This is a genomic window from Streptomyces sp. NPDC088157, from assembly GCF_044741545.1.
In the GTDB taxonomy this organism is placed as follows: Bacteria; Actinomycetota; Actinomycetes; order Streptomycetales; family Streptomycetaceae; genus Streptomyces.
In genome coordinates this window covers 867,954-882,902 of record NZ_JBIUSU010000004.1, presented here as the reverse complement: position 1 = coordinate 882,902, position 14,949 = coordinate 867,954, and the positions used below count along the sequence as shown (strand labels likewise).

Annotated in this window: 12 protein-coding genes; 9 read left to right on the top strand and 3 right to left on the bottom strand. The window is 70.9% G+C overall.

Translation table 11 applies throughout. The annotated features are described in order from the left end of the window. The first annotated feature begins 76 nt into the window (after positions 1-76). Positions 77-1,765: a DUF885 domain-containing protein gene (locus ACIPFH_RS19735; RefSeq protein WP_401827971.1), complete on the top strand. Its 1,689-nt coding sequence runs from the start codon at positions 77-79 to the stop codon at positions 1,763-1,765. A 245-nt stretch (positions 1,766-2,010) separates the two neighbouring features. Here ACIPFH_RS19735 and ACIPFH_RS19730 read toward each other — a convergent pair whose 3' ends face one another. Continuing rightward, entirely contained in the window at positions 2,011-2,322 is a 312-nt protein-coding gene (locus ACIPFH_RS19730; RefSeq protein ID WP_356254133.1) for an NIPSNAP family protein, read from the bottom strand. A 475-nt stretch (positions 2,323-2,797) separates the two neighbouring features. Here ACIPFH_RS19730 and ACIPFH_RS19725 point away from each other — a divergent pair, with 475 nt between their 5' ends. Continuing rightward, positions 2,798-3,442 (top strand): dihydrofolate reductase family protein, encoded by a 645-nt coding sequence (locus tag ACIPFH_RS19725; protein ID WP_401827969.1) that lies wholly within the window; start codon positions 2,798-2,800, stop codon positions 3,440-3,442. A gap of 320 nt (positions 3,443-3,762) precedes the next feature. Here the strand turns inward: ACIPFH_RS19725 and ACIPFH_RS19720 are convergent, their stop codons facing one another. Beyond that, the gene (locus ACIPFH_RS19720) at positions 3,763-4,122 is read right to left on the bottom strand and encodes an excisionase (protein ID WP_401827967.1); all 360 of its coding nucleotides are present in this window, start codon (positions 4,120-4,122) and stop codon (positions 3,763-3,765) included. Between the two features lie 68 nt (positions 4,123-4,190). Here ACIPFH_RS19720 and ACIPFH_RS19715 point away from each other — a divergent pair, with 68 nt between their 5' ends. The 3 genes from ACIPFH_RS19715 to ACIPFH_RS19705 all read left to right on the top strand — a co-directional run bounded on the left by ACIPFH_RS19715 (position 4,191) and on the right by ACIPFH_RS19705 (position 6,562). Next, positions 4,191-5,162 (top strand): Clp protease N-terminal domain-containing protein, encoded by a 972-nt coding sequence (locus tag ACIPFH_RS19715; RefSeq protein ID WP_401827966.1) that lies wholly within the window; start codon positions 4,191-4,193, stop codon positions 5,160-5,162. Positions 5,163-5,217: 55 nt separating this feature from the next. Continuing rightward, complete coding sequence (locus tag ACIPFH_RS19710; protein ID WP_401827965.1) at positions 5,218-5,346, top strand: hypothetical protein; 129 nt, start codon at positions 5,218-5,220, stop codon at positions 5,344-5,346. A 91-nt stretch (positions 5,347-5,437) separates the two neighbouring features. Beyond that, entirely contained in the window at positions 5,438-6,562 is a 1,125-nt protein-coding gene (locus ACIPFH_RS19705; RefSeq protein WP_401827964.1) for a S8 family peptidase, read from the top strand. Positions 6,563-7,199: 637 nt separating this feature from the next. On the opposite strand, the gene ACIPFH_RS19700 is transcribed toward ACIPFH_RS19705, so the two are convergent. Then, positions 7,200-8,261 carry an NAD(+)/NADH kinase gene (locus ACIPFH_RS19700; RefSeq protein WP_401827962.1) on the bottom strand — a complete coding sequence of 354 codons (1,062 nt, stop codon included), beginning with the start codon at positions 8,259-8,261 and terminating at the stop codon, positions 7,200-7,202. 1,163 nt (positions 8,262-9,424) lie between these two features. Here ACIPFH_RS19700 and ACIPFH_RS19695 point away from each other — a divergent pair. The 4 genes from ACIPFH_RS19695 (at position 9,425) to ACIPFH_RS19680 (ending at position 14,920) form a co-directional block, all read left to right on the top strand. Then, entirely contained in the window at positions 9,425-10,852 is a 1,428-nt protein-coding gene (locus ACIPFH_RS19695; protein WP_401827961.1) for an MFS transporter, read from the top strand. After that, positions 10,845-12,674, top strand: coding sequence for an alpha/beta fold hydrolase (locus tag ACIPFH_RS19690; RefSeq protein ID WP_401827960.1), 1,830 nt, complete (start codon positions 10,845-10,847; stop codon positions 12,672-12,674). The genes ACIPFH_RS19695 and ACIPFH_RS19690 overlap by 8 nt, the downstream gene beginning before the upstream one ends. 77 nt (positions 12,675-12,751) lie before the next feature. After that, complete coding sequence (locus tag ACIPFH_RS19685; protein WP_266720057.1) at positions 12,752-12,874, top strand: hypothetical protein; 123 nt, start codon at positions 12,752-12,754, stop codon at positions 12,872-12,874. Between the two features lie 93 nt (positions 12,875-12,967). Next, on the top strand, positions 12,968-14,920 hold the full coding sequence (locus ACIPFH_RS19680; protein ID WP_401827958.1) for a RiPP maturation radical SAM C-methyltransferase: 1,953 nt from the start codon (positions 12,968-12,970) through the stop codon (positions 14,918-14,920). The last annotated feature ends 29 nt before the right edge of the window (positions 14,921-14,949 follow it).

Genomic DNA, 14,949 nt, shown 5'->3' with positions numbered 1-14,949 from the left:
CCGAATCAGGCCGCCCTCGGCAGCGGCCCCGCCAAACCGACTGACGTGGCAACGGCACCCGTATGAGGATGTCCGCATGTCCGAGACCAAGAGCCCGCTGCCCCGCGAGGTCGCCGACGCCTACGTCGACGAGCTCATCGCCCTCGACCCGGTCACCGGTACCGTGCTCGGCGTGCAGGAGAGCTCCAGCCGCCTGCCCGATCTGTCACCCGCGGGGCAGGAGGCTCTCACGGCGCTCGCGCGGGCCACGCTCGTCCGGCTGGACGAGGCGGAGCGCCGACCCGGCGGGGACAGCGACGTGGAGCGGCGCTGCGCCCGGCTGCTGCGCGAGCGCCTCACCGCCGAACTCGCCGTGCACGAGGCCGAGGAGGGCCTGCGCTCGGTCGGCAACATGGCCACCGTCGCGCACTGGGTTCGCCAGATCTTCACCATGACGCCGACGCAGACGGACGAGGACTGGGCGCGGATCGCCGAGCGGCTGCGCGCGGTGCCCGCGGCGTTCGCGGGCTACCGCGCGTCCCTGGCCCTGGGGCTGGAGCGCGAACTGCACGCGGCTCCGCGTCCGACGGCCGCTTTCGTCGAACAGCTCGGCGAATGGGCGGACACGGGCGAGGGACGCGGCTGGTTCGAGGACTTCGCCGCCGACGGCCCCGAGGCGCTGCGTCCGGAGCTGGACGAGGCCGCCGGGGGCGCTACCGCCGCCGTGGTGGAGCTGCGGGACTGGATGCGCGACGTCTACGCGCCTGCGATCGAGGGCGCCCCGAACCCGGTGGGCCGCGAGCGCTACGCCCGCTGGTCGCGCTTCTACAACGGCACGGACCTGGACCTGGACGAGGCGTACGCGTACGGCTGGTCCGAGTACCACCGGCTGCTCGCCGAGATGAAGGCGGAGGCCGAGAAGGTCCTGCCCGGCGCCGAGACGCCGTGGGTGGCGCTGGCCCATCTCGACGAACACGGCACGCACATCGACGGCGTCGACGAGGTCCGCGACTGGCTGCAGGGCCTGATGGACGAGGCGATCGAGCAGTTGGACGGCACGCACTTCGAACTCGCCGAGCGGGTACGGCGGGTGGAGGCGTGCATCGCCCCGCCCGGCACCGCTCCGTCGCCCTACTACACGTCGCCGTCGGAGGACTTCTCCCGCCCGGGTCGCACCTGGCTGCCGACGAAGGGCAAGACCCGCTTCCCGGTCTACGACCTGGTCTCCACCTGGTACCACGAAGGCGTCCCGGGCCACCATCTCCAGCTCGCCCAGTGGGCGCACGTCGCGGACGACCTCTCCCGCTACCAGGCCACGATCGGCATGGTCAGCGCCAACGCCGAGGGCTGGGCGCTGTACGCGGAGCGGCTCATGGACGAGCTGGGCTTCCTCAAGGACGCGGAGCAGCGGCTCGGCTACCTGGGCGCGCAGATGATGCGGGCCGTCCGGGTCATCGTGGACATCGGCATGCACCTGGAGCTGGAGATACCGGCGGACTCCCCCTTCCACCCGGGCGAGCGGTGGACACCGGAACTGGCGCAGGAGTTCTTCGGCGCGCACACCAGCCGTCCGGCGCACTATGTGGAGAGCGAGCTGACCCGGTATCTGACCATGCCCGGCCAGGCGATCGGCTACAAGCTCGGCGAGCGGGCCTGGCTACTGGGCCGGGAGAACGCCCGCAAGCGGCACGGCGACGCCTTCGACCCGAAGGCGTGGCACATGGCGGCCCTCTCCCAGGGCTCGCTGGGCCTGGACGACCTGGTGAACGAGCTGTCACGGCTCTGACCCGTAGGGCGGCCGGGCTAGGCGCGGTGCGACGCGCGGCGCGGTACGTCGCACCGCGCCCTCCTGGAATCGGCCGACTTGCGTCAGCCGATCATCCGCCGTCTGTGCATGCGCGAGACCGTCGTCGTGTCCGCCGTCTGTACATGCGCGAGACCGTCGTCGTGCGGGCTCCATCGCGGCAGCCGCGCGGTCACTGTTCTCGTCCGCCGGAGCCCTGTCCCACAAGACCCGGCCCTACCGGCGGCCTAGGACACGCCGCCGAGCGGCCGGAGAAAGCGGCGTTCATACCGCTTGATGCAACGCGTGCGACGAGCCAGTTCGAGCGCGTCCTGGCACTCCGGATCAGACGCGCTGTCCGTGCGGTACTGCTCGTACGCGGCGAAACCGGGAAACGAGAAGAGCGCGTATGCGATGTCGCTGTCGCCCTCACTCGGCAGGAAGTAGCCGTGGTGCGTCCCGCCGAAACGGTTGACGAGCCCAACCCAGCGGCGGCCGTACTCCTCGAAGTCCTCCAGCTTGTCGGCGTCGATCTCGTACGTCAGATGAATGGTGATCATGCCTACATGATGCAGCGGGACGAGGCTTGCTCGAAGGACGCCCGTGTGCCGCTGCCGTCCCTGCCGGGCGGGACGACCCTCCACTTCGCCTCGCGATCATCGACGGGTAGAGGCCCGCCCTGGTCTTCACCAGCCGAAAGAGCGCCACCGGTCGTATCGGCATCGTCATGGGTGAGATCGGTGGTGGCGTGCGGATGTGGCCGGTCCGTGGCGGCGAGGAGTGGGTCGCCATGCCGGGCAGTGTCCACGTCGCCTCAGGAGATTGCATCGGTGCGAGCCTGGATCACGGCACACGGCAGACCCGCCGGGCCTGCTGCCGAGCATCGCCAGGACGTCGATCGCGGGGCGGCGTGGCGACCGGTCAACCAGCGAGGCGGCCGACGGGTACGAAGCCGGGCGCCGTCGCAGCGATGAGTCTGCCGGTGTCCACAGGTCTACCTCCCGACTGACAGAACCTACTCATCGGGAGTAAGGCATGGGCCTCATCGACATCGAGCTGTTCACGACCCTGGACCTCGTCGGGCAGTCGCCCGGCGGCCCCGACGAGGACCCCGAGGGGTTCCCGTTCGGCGGCTGGCAGGCGCCCATGCTGGACGAGGCCACCGGGGCGCAGATCGCTGCCGCGTACGAGGGCACGGACGCCCTCCTGCTCGGCCGGCGAACCTATGACGTCTTCGCCGCCTACTGGCCGCATCAGGAGGGCGGCGAGGACAACGAAATCGCCCGGCTCTTCAACAGCGTCCCGAAGTACGTGGCCTCCCGCGGCAGGCCCGACCTCTCGTGGGCCGGGTCCACGCAGCTCGGCCCGGATCTGGCCGCGGCGGTGCGCGAGATCCGTGACCGGCACGAGCACGTGAAGGTCGTCGGGAGCCTGAACCTGGTGCAGACCCTTCTGCGCGAGAAGCTCTTCGACCGTCTCGACCTCTGGGTGCACCCGATTGTGCTCGGCGTCGGGAAGAAGGTGTTCGACGGCGGCGCGGTGCCCACGAACGTCACACTCCTCGAACCGCCGACAGCCGGTCCGAAGGGCACCGTGTACCTGCGCTACGGGCTCGCCGATGGTACGCCCGAGACGGGGGACATGACCGCACCCGGTCGAGGTGTCGGGCGCGACGAGTGAAGCCGCCCCGCGCCCGTGGGAACCATGTCGTCGGCCGTGGATCCGCCACGTCGGCATTCCGTCACGGCGTCGGCACCTCGAACTGCCGACGCCGTGACGGACTCTCGCCGCAGGGTCGGCGTCGTCGCTCCATGGGCTGAACGCCCGGACGGCTCAAGGCATCGGCCCGGCGTGCATGTGACCGCCACCGCGATTGCCGTTCACTGCTCAGAGGACGGCTCAGCGCATCCGCCAGGACGCGGATCGGCCGAACCGTCGCGCGCACACCGGACGCGGTCTGGCAGGGCGGCAGCATGAAACCGGGGTGCTGCTCGCCCCTGTCACTTCCGCTCCAGCGCGGCCAGCCGCAGCTCAAGCTGGTCAACCCGGTGCCGAAGCAGGGTGACCTGCGCCTCCAGGCTGACTTCCCGCTCCGCCCTGCGCTGAATGCGCGGTGACGCGGCGGCGCGCTCGATCACCGCGGCCAGCTGGACCAGGCGCTGCGGACCGTTCGGGCCGTCCACCAGCCGGGAGCGGATCTCGCCGTTGCGGTACCAGGACCGCAGGGCCGAGCGGGAAACGCCGGTCTCGGCTTCCGCCTTGGCCAGTGTGACCCAGGGTGTCTCGTCCAGTTGCTCGAACAGCTCCAGCTCGTTCTGCCAGCGCGCGAGCCGGTCCTCCCAGTCCGACGGTGTCTCCATCGCACCCTCCCTTCAGCATGGTGACCCTGTCATTAACAGTGTATTGACAGGGTTGAGACCATGGAAGCATGTCATTTGAAAGGTTCACGGCAGAAGCCCGCAAGGTCGTCGTCGCGGCTCAGGAGGAGGCGAGGCTGCTCAAGCACCACCACATCGGCACGGAGCACATCCTGTTGGGGCTGCTCGACGCGCCGGACAGCATGGCGGCGAGGGTTCTGCACCGACTCGGGTACGACAAGGACACGGCGCAGGCCGATATCGCGGCCGTGGTCAAGCCCGGGACGCAGGAGCTGAGCGGCCATATCCCGTTCGCGCCGCGCGCGAAGAACACGCTGGAACTCGCCCTGCGCGAGGCGCAGCAGCTGCACCACAACCACATCGGTACGGAACACATCCTGCTCGCTCTGGTCAGGGAGGGTGAGGGTGTCGGCGCGAAGGTGCTTGCCGAGCGGATCAATCCGGTCAGCAGGATCCGTGCCGCGGTGCTGGCGTCCTCGGAGGGATCGCAGGACGTAGCGGCCGGCCCATGGCCGGCCGGCACATCTGCCACCGAGGACACCGTGTCCGCCGCCAGCGCCCTGGCCGGGGGCGCACCGGTCGGCAGCCATCACCTGCTGGAGGCGATGCTGCGGGCGGAGAACAGCATGGCGGCCAAGGTGCTGCGCGAACTCGGGGTCGACCCGGACGCGGTCGCCGCCAAGATCGACGAACTGGATCCCGAGACGACCACGGACGCGAACCCGGAGGAGGCCGCCGCGCGCAAGATGGAGATCCGGCTGGTCGACGATGAGGTGCACCTGATCCTGCGGGACCCGGCAACGGTCACGCTCGCCAAGAAGGTCGCGGAACTGTCCGAGGGCCCGATCCAGGGCGTCGGGCCGGTGGCCGGCCTGTTCGTCCCGCTCTGGCGGTCGACCAACCAGCTGCTGCTGCGGATCCAGCGTGTGCTGGAACCGGAACCCGGAGAAGAGGACGGATCCGCGGCGAGCAACGTGGCCAAGGTCGTGCGCACGGTCCTCGCGCCCCGGCTCCGCCGGTGAGCCGACTGACCTGCGGGCCGGAAACTGCCGTCGGGGCAGGCGAGGACGGGGCGTCGTGAGCGACGATGCGCGAGCGCCGTTCTCGTCGGCGACCAGGGCGTCGTTCACGGGTGCGTTCGCCGCACCGACCGAGGCGCGGCGCGGCGCCTGGCAGACCGCCCCGCCGGTCGGCACGCGCTGGTGACCGACTCCTCCCCACCCCCCGCCGGAACCGCCCACCCCCTGTGGTCGTCTTGTGCGCTGACTGCGTACGGAGCAGGGATGTGGGGGACGTTGTGACGCGGAACGTAACGAAGGCCGGTCTCCTGGTGGTGGCCATGGCGACGGTGCTCGCGGCCTCGGCCTGCGGCGGGGAGGCCGGGGCGGCGGCCGGGGGGACCGGTGGGACGCTCCCCTCGCACGGGAAGGAGGCGCCCGTGGCGCCCTCCGGGGACGGGGCTTCGTCCGGCTCGACGCCGACGTCTCCCGGTCCCGTGGGGAAGTTGTCCGGGAGCGCGCAGACCGCGGCGTCGCCCCTCACCCGGCACGTGCCGTGGAACCTGGACATCCTGGACCAGCGGTCGCGGCCGCTGAACGGGAAGTTCACCACCACCGCCACGGGCAAGGGCGTGCACGTCTATGTGATCGACACCGGGATGGACATCGCTCACAAGGAGTTCGGCGGACGCGCCCGCCTGGGTGCCGACTTCGTGGGCGCGAAGGACTCCGGCGACTGCTTCAGCGAGGAGGGCGTCGGCCACGGCACGTTCGTCGCGGGCATTATCGGCGGGGCCAAATACGGGGTGGCGCCCAAGGCGGAACTCGTACGGGTCCAGGGCATCTTGTGCGAGAGCCAGGGCGGCGGCTCCTCGACGGCGGCCGAGGCGGCCGTGGTGAAGTCGGTCAAGTGGGTCACCGCGCACGCGCAGAAACCTGCGGTGGTGAACATGTCGCTCAACTTCGACCACCGGTCGGCGGCCGTGGAGTCCGCCGTGAAGAAGATGGTCGACGCGGGAATCCTGACGGTGGTGTCGGCCGGCAACTTCCATGACGACGCCTGCAAGCACTCCCCGGCCGGAGTCCCCGGCACGATCGTCGTGGCGGCCTCCACCTCGAACGACCGCGTGTGGAACGACAGCAGCTCCTACGGATCGGGGTACGGACGGTGCGTGGACCTGTACGCGCCCGGCCAGAAGGTGACCGCCGCCCTCGCGGGCGGCGGCACGGTCACGGAGAACATCGGTGCGACGTCCTGGGCCGCGCCGCATGCGACCGGCGTGATCGCGCTGTACCTGTCGGCTCACCCGCACGCCACGGCTCGCGAGGTGCACGTCTGGCTCGACCACACGGCCACCGGCGGTGTCGTGCGCGGCGTCCGCTCCGACACTCCCAACCGGCTGCTCGACACCGGCGGCCTCTGACCTGCCCCGGCCTCCCCGGCCGCACGATGCCGGTTGACGTGGCCTTCGACGACTCCGGACAGGTGGTTGCTCTCGGCGGCGACAACCGGTGCGCATGGCTGTCGCGCCGATGAGGGCGGGTTCCAACCTGAACCGGCTGTGTTCGGGCGACAGATGAGTGGAGTCGGCAAGTGGTCGTTGGCCTGATTGCGCCAGCTCTGTCGGTCGCGTTGGCTGTCCACCATGTCGTGGTGGCCGTCCGGCTCTGGGGGAATCCTGAGCGCGCTCGCGATACCGCGCAATCCTTCAGCCGTGGCGTCGTGGTTGTTGCGGCCAACTTCGTTTTCATCGCCGTCATGGTGATCGCGCCGGCCGTGGGACTCGCCGTGACGAAGAGCCCGGAACCGGCCGAGCCCTGGCTGGGTATCTCGGCTGCGGCAATGGGTGGGACGGTGCTCTGCTGGCTGCTGATCATCCTTGTCGGGATGTTCAACAGGCCCCGTTTCCTGGTGGTCCCTACCTCAGGGGCAAGCGACGGCTGTGACGCCGGTGGGCGCCGCGCGAAGCCGTCGATCTGGAGGACGGACGGCAGGCTGCTGAGCGCCGGCACCGTTGTCCGCCGTCAGCGGTTCGCCGACATCCGGGTCACCTCGAAAGGTCAGGAGCCGTCCGGGGACGTCAGCAGGGCCAGATGGGCGAGGTCTCCGGGTGGGGGTGTCGTGACCGACCACAGCGGTGCGGGGGAACCGTCGGCGATGGCGGCCGGGGCGTCGGTCAGGTTCATCCGCTCGCGCAGCCGGCCGTAGAAGTCCATCGGGCCCAGCCGTACGGCCCGCAGTCGGCGCGGGGAGGCGTACACCCCGATCCAGTCCCCCGGTTCGAGCACGCCCCGTAGCTGACCGTCGATGCTGACCGCGGCCGGGCCGGAGCGCTCCAAGAGGCGTAGTCCGACGGGCTCGTCCGGGGCTGTGACCACCGACCGGTCGAAGGCCATGTGCGGGGCGACCGGCGTGAAGACGAGGGCCTCTGCCCGGGGCGAGACGACCGGCCCGCCCGCGGCGAAGCTGTAGGCCGTGGAGCCCGTCGGCGTGGCGACCAGCAGCGCGTCGGCCGAGTAGGAGGCCAGGAGCCTGCCGGAGACGTAGACCCCGACCGACACCTGCCGGTCCCGGACCAGCTTCTCCAGGACGATGTCGTTGAGCGCGGTGACATCCAAGGGGATGCCCCAGTCCTTGTCGACCTCGCAGTCGGGCCGCACCTGCGGGGGCGGCAACAGCGGCCCCCGGCCGTATGCGATGAGGGACTCCATGCCCGAAGGCACTTCCAGACGGCGCGAGGCGCGCAGGGCGAGCAGCATGCGGCTGTCGATGTCGAATCGGTCCTGCCGTACCGCGTCCAGTGCCGAACGCACCGAGGAGGCCTGCACCTCCGTCAGAAAGCCGACCCGGCCCAGGTCGACTCCCAGGACCAGCGCGTCGCTCGCGGCGGCCAGTCGGGCGCCGCGCAGGAATGTGCCGTCGCCGCCCAGGGTCACCACGAGGTCGGGGTGACCCGCGGCCTCGACCTCCTCACGGGCGCTGCGCCGCCCGCCGTCGTGCCACACATCGATGTCCGTGCACCGCACGTCGTGTTCGTCGCACCACGTGCGGACAAGGTCGGCCGCTGTCACTGCCTCCGGGCGTCCGCCGTGCACGACCAGTCCCAGCCGGTTCACTGTCACATCCGCCTCCGGACGATCTCGGTCACCAAGCGGTGGCCTCGGTGCGCGGCACGACCCAGGGCCCATCCTCGCGGACGTGGTCGGAGGCCGGGTGCGGCGGCCGGTTCGCCCGGCTGCCGTACACGGTCGCGTTCGCGACGGTGGGGACGACCGGGCGGGCCGTGTCGCCGCCGAGCTCGAGGATCGTGCTCTTCTCGTCGATGGTGTGTCGAAGTGCTCTCCCGGCCGAAGCCGGGAGGTTCCTGCTTACCCTACGACAGGGGTTTGACGCGCCCGGCGCGCCTGACGACCACCCTCCCGGCAGCCGAGATGAGCGCCAGACCCATCCGGTACGGGTACGAGACGGGTTTTCGGGCTGCGTAGTGGCGGCCCTATCGTGCGGGCGGCCGCGTGCTCCTGAGCGCCCGTTGTCCGGACCTCGGCAGGAGACAGTGGCAGCCTGACAGGCGGCCCCAACTGCCGCTGTACGACGGTGCCTTGGCTCGCAGCCGGGAGAATGCTGAAGTCGACTCGTGATGTCGGTGGGTTCGGGGACCGCCGGACGCCTTTGTCGCCGCTCAGTACATGGACAGGAACCGGACGCGGTCGCGTCGGTTGTCGCCGGTGGGCTCGACGCGGGGACGGCGTGTCCGGCGACAGCTGCGAGCCACCACCGGCCTTTTGACCGATATTTACCGGCCCGAAAAGTGGAATGTCGGCCAATACCTCGGCCCGCCGCCCGCGGGCGCGGGAGATCAGCGAGCGACGCTTCATGCTCGGGTCGGTGGGCTGTGGCGCTCCGTCATGGTCGCTCGCGAGGGACAGCTTCGGATGCGCAACCGTTGCTCGGGCCGTGGGCCGCGCCCGGGCCACCGCACCGGGCGGGGTGCACAGCAGCGCGTGCCGTGCCGTGAACACCGCTCCCCCACTGCCACCCGAGGTGCGAACTGCACCGGCCTCGATATGCGGATGTGAAGTGAAACGCTCCTCGGCAGCGCGGAGCCGTCCCGGCCGCCGTGCCCGACCCGGGTACACGGGCCCAGGTTCCTGACCAGTCGTTCCTCGGCCATGTCCCCTTGGTCAGGCAGCGATTTCCGCACTGTTCGGCACTTGTCGCCGGCAATGCGCGCTGGCTAGGCTCCCGCTCACTTTCACGTTTCACGCACATTTTCGACGTATGGCACATGGAGACCGGCCCTGCGGCACGGCCTCCCGAGCGTACGGGGGGGGTGGGGAACGTCGACGGGTCACCGGTTCGCCGACCTCCGGGCCGGCCCGTCCCACCGCATGACGAGCACCCCACCACCAAGCGGCCGCGCCGCGCGAAACGGCCGGACCCGCGGACCGGTCCGCCCGCTCGGGCACACCGAGACCTCAGGATCCTGTGGTGGGTCAACGCCGTCGACGGACTCGGCAGCCAGGCCTCCGGGCTGGTACTGCCGTTGCTGCTTCTGCAACTCGGCCACAGCCCCACTACCGCCGGTTCGCTGGCCAGTGTCGCCGCGTTGAGCGGGGTCGTCCTCGGGCCACTCGTCGCGGTACCGGCGGACCAGGGACGGCGGCGGCGCCTGATGACGGGGTCGGCGGCACTCGCGGCCCTGGGCACAGGCGTGCTGGCCCTGACCTGTCTGGGCCGCCCCGCATTATGGGTCGTGGTGACGCTGGCCCTGTCGGAGCGGCTGTGCGCGGTGGCCTACGAGGCCGCGTCGCGCGGAGCTCTCGTCCACGTGACCGCCACCGACGAACTGCCCCGGGCGGCCGCCGGGTTACAGGTGGGCGACCAGATCTCACTGATCGTGGGTCCGGTGCTCGGCGGGGCCCTCTTCCAGCTCGCCCGGCCCCTGCCCTTCCTGGCCGACGCCCTTTCCTACACCGCGGCCGCGCTGGGCGTACGGTCCATCCGTACCCCCCTCGACCCGCCCGCCCGCGCGCAGGGCGCACCGGCCGGCTCCGGTGCCGGGCGGCGCAGTACGTGGACCGAGCGGCTCGGTGCCGCGAAAGCCGGCGTGGTCACGGTGGCCGGATCCCCGGTCCTGCGACTCGTCCTGGTCTGGACGTCCACAGCCGGGGGCACACTGACGCTGCTGTTCTACACCGCGCTGTTCCGGCTGGGCGCCGACGAGCACAGCGCGGCGGTCGGTACGGTGCTCGCCGCCTCCGGAGCGGCCGGACTGCTGGGCTCGCTGGCCGCGGCTCCCCTGGTACGGCGGCTCGGTGCGGCGCGGTTGCTGACCCTGGCCGCCTGGCTGTTGCCAGTGCCGTGCGGCTCACTGCTCTGGGCGGACGGTGCGGTCGGCTGGGGAGTGGCATTCGCCGGGCTGTCCGTGCTGGTGCCGCTGATCACCGTGGTCCTGTCCAGCGTTGCCGTCGCGTGCACACCGGCGGCCCTCCAGTCGCGGACCGCCGGTGTGCTCGGCTCGGTGTCCGCGCTTGCCGCGGCCGGTGCGCCGGCGCTTGCCGCGGTCCTGGTGACCTCATGGACCCTGCACACGCCCGTGCTGCTGTGCACCGTGCTGTTCGGTGCGCTGGCCGTGTACACGCAGATGAGGGCACCTGGCGTACTGCGCGCGGGTGCCGCGACCGCCACCGGAACGGGAGACGGTCATGGGTGACACCTTCAAGGTCTTCCTCGGCGCCCTGCCGGAAGTGTGCCCGCGCGACGCGCGCCGCATGGTGCTGACGGCTGACGCCGACGGCCGCTGCGAGGTGTTCACCTGGGATGCGGCCACCCGCAGCGCCCGGCAGGTCACCGACCGTCCCGAAGGCACGGCGCACCACGCCATCGACGCCGACGCGTACGTGTGGTGGTTCGACGAGGACGCCGAGGGCCGAGGGCACTGGTGGTTCCAGCCGTTCGACGGTGGCTGCCGGCTGCCCGGTCTGCCGGGGGCGCCGGCCGGGTTGCCGCGCGGTCTGGCGGTGACGGCCGACGGGACGGTCGCGGCGGCGCTCGCGCCCCGCCAAGGCGGTACGAGTCTGTTGGTGGGACGGCGGGGGCGGGCCCCGCGGGAGGTGCTCGGCATCGCCGGGCAGGGCCGACTGTGCGGCATCACGCCGGAAGGCGACCTGGTGGCTCTCGCGACGGTTTCCGACGGCGACGCGACCGTCATCGTCGTCACCCCTTCGGGCCGGGTCGTCGCCGCCCTGCCCCACCCCGGCGGCCCCGACGGCAGATTCTGGTGCCGGGGCTTCTCGCCGCGGCCAGGCCGCTCCGAACTGCTGCTGGTGCACGAGCTCGAGGACGGCTACCAGTTGGCGACGTGGACGGCGCGCCATGGTCTGATCACACACTCCTGGTGCCGTTTCGACACGGAGATCACCGCACGCTGGTATCCCGACACCGACGAGGTACTGGTGCGCCAGGAGCGCCACGGCCGGTCGCTGCTGCACCGGGTGTCCCTGCGCGACCGTACCCGCCGCGTCGTCCCCACTCCCGCCGGCAGCCTCCTCGACGCGGCCCCGCGTGCGGGCGGGGGGCTGCACTACCTGTGGACCGACACCGCCCACCCGCCCGTCCTGCGCTCGACCGACGAAATCGCCCTGCCAACACCCGGCCTCCTGCCACGCGTACCCGGGTGTCACACGGAGCTGTGGACCCCGACGCCCCACGGCCCGGTCCACACCCTGCTCAGCCTGCCGCGCCCGGACGACAGCCGGCTCGGCGACGCAGGTGCCGCTACCCGTGCCGTCCTGCCACCGACCGTGTTCCTGGTGCACGGCGGACCCGCCGACCACGACCGGGACGCCTACGACGCCACGGTGCACTCGCTGGTGGCCTCCGGCTATGCCGTGGCGCGGGTCAACTACCGCGGGTCGACCGGCTACGGTCCCCGCTGGCGGCGGGCCTTCGGGACAGATGTCGGCCACCCCCAGGTGGACGACCTGGTCGCCGTACGGGCCGATCTCGTCCGGCGCGGTCTCGTCGACGCCAGGACCACCGCCCTGTGGGGGGTGTCCTGGGGGGCGTATCTGGTTCTCCTCGCCCTCGGGACCCGCCCTCGGGTGTGGCAGGCCGGTGTCGCAGTGAAACCCGTCGCCGACTGGGTGACCGCCCACCGGATGACCACCCCTGCGCTGCGGGCCCTGGACATCCGCTGGTTCGGCGGTACTCCGGAGCAGGTGCCGGAACGCTACGCCCACAGCTCCCCCCTCACCTTCGCGGCGGAGGTGAGGGCGCCACTGCTCCTGGTCGGCGCGGACAAGGACGTCAAGTGCCCGCCCGAGCAGATTCGCAGCTACCTCGGCGCACTGACCGCCGCGGGCGTGGCCCACGAGCAGATGTGGCTCGACACCGGACACGACGGCTACGACGGCGCGGCACACGTCGCCGTCCTGCGGCGCTCCCTGGCCTTCCTGCGTACGCACCTGCCCGCACCGGCGCCAACCGCCCCCTCACGTCCCCCGGCACAGCCGGGAGGACCCCGGTCCCGCTGATGGCCACAGCGGAACCGGGTCGTGCACAGCACCACCCGCCCGAAGAACACGCCATGAACCCGAGAAGGAGGACGACCATGCAGAAGGACATCATCCACAACGACCCGCTCGCCGGCGACGAGGAGAACCGGAAGCCGGGCATCGGCATCACCATCACCATCCCGTTCCGCAACGCCGCCGAGAGCGACGACGAGGAGTGACCCACGGCCCGGCCGGCCCGGCCCGACAAGGGCCGGCCGGGCTCCCTCCGGCGCCTCCCGTCCCGCCAGCCGCTCGTGCGCAAGGAGCCCACCGTGCGCGTTCTTCTCGTCAACATGCCCTGGTCCCCGATCGACCTGCCCTCACTGGCGCTCGGCATCCTGAAACGAAGCGTCGACGAACACGTCCAGGACGCGACGTGCGAGGTGCTGCACGCCAACCTGGAGTTCACCGACTGGATCACCAGCCGCACCGAGTTCACGGCCGAGGACTACGACTACTACGCCCTGTCCTCCTACTTCCTCGGCTGCGGTGACTGGGTGTTCTCCTCGGCGCTCTACGACGACCCGGAGTGGAGGGAGTCGGAGTTCGTCGACGTGATGACGCCGAAACTGCGCAGGTCGCGGATGCGGATGACCCGGGAACTGCACCGCCTGGTACCCGAGTTCGTCAACGAGGTGGCCCAGCGCGTCGTGGATCTGGAGCCCGACGTGGTCGGGTTCACCTCCACCTTCCAGCAGAACACCGCCGCGCTGGCGGCGGCCCGCCGGATCAAACGCCTCGACCCTCGCATCGTGACCGTCATGGGCGGGGCCAACTGCGATGCCGAGCAGGGCGCCGCCGTCCACCGGAACTTCCCCTTCATGGACTTCGTGGTCCGCGGCGAGGGCGAGGACGCCTTTCCCCGGCTGCTGACCGCGCTGCGAAACGGCGACCCCGCGGCTACGGCCTCGATCCCGGGACTGTGCCACCGCACGCCCGAGTCGGCGCACATCGCCAATCCCATGCCGACCGGCCCGTTGCCGCCCTCGGCGATCCTGCCTCCCGACTACAGCGGCTACTTCGAACGTCTCGCCGCGTCCGTGGCACGCAGTTGGGTGGAGCCGAAGCTGGTCGTCGAGGGAGCACGCGGCTGCTGGTGGGGAGAGAAGCACCACTGCACCTTCTGCGGCCTGAACGGCTCCTTCATGGAGTTCCGCAGCAAGAGCCCCGACACCTTCTACCAGGAGATCATGGACCTGGCGGAGCGCCACCACGTGCTCGACATGTATGTGGTCGACAACATCCTGGACATGCGCTACCTGTCCACCGTCCTGCCCCGCATCATCGACAGCGGCTACGACCTGCGCATGCACATCGAGATCAAGGCCAACATGCGGCGCCCCCAGTTGCAGGTACTGGCGGACGCCGGGCTCATCTACGTCCAGCCGGGCATCGAAAGCCTCAACAGCCGCGTCCTCGACCTCATGGACAAGGGAGTCAGCGGCTGCCAGAACGTACGCATGCTCCGCGACGCGGCGGAGACCGGACTGTCGGTGTCATGGAACTACCTGCACGGCTTCCCCGGAGAGACCGCGGACGACTATGAACCCGTCATCCGCCAACTCCCCGCCCTGGAACACCTCAACCCACCGGTCGACCTGTCCGCCCGCATCGCCATCGAGCGTTTCAGCCCGTACTTCAAACGCCCCGAACTGGGCTTCACCGGACTGCGGCCCGAGGAGCACTACCTGTTCACGTACGACCTGCCCGAGGCGGAACTGCACGACCTGGCCTACGTCTTCCAGGCCCCGGAGCGCGGCATCACCGAGCCGACGGTCACCCTCCTCAACGACGGCATCGCGGCGTGGAAGAAGCACCACGCCGACGCCCGACTCACCCACACCGACCTGGGTGAGCGCATCGTGCTGGTCAGCAGGCGGCCGTCCTTCGCCTGGCGGACCATGCAGCTCACCGATCCGTTGGAAACCGCGCTCTTCCGCCTCCTGGACCAACCGCACACCGTCGTGGCGCTGCACCGCAAACTGACGTCGGCCGCCGACTCCCGCGGCGGCGCGCCGTGCACACCGCACGATCTCGAGGCCCTTCTCAAGGAGTGGGTCGCGCACGGCCTCGTGTTCACCGACGCGGGCCAGTACGTGCACATCGCCCCCGCCGCCGTGAACCAGGACCTGCTGCGTCTGGACTACATGCGCCACGCCCACGCCCGGAGCCGGACCACGACCGGGGCCGAGGCCGATGCCACGCCCGCGCCCGTCTCGTCGTGAGCGCCGGTCACCTCACCTTCCGGCCTCCC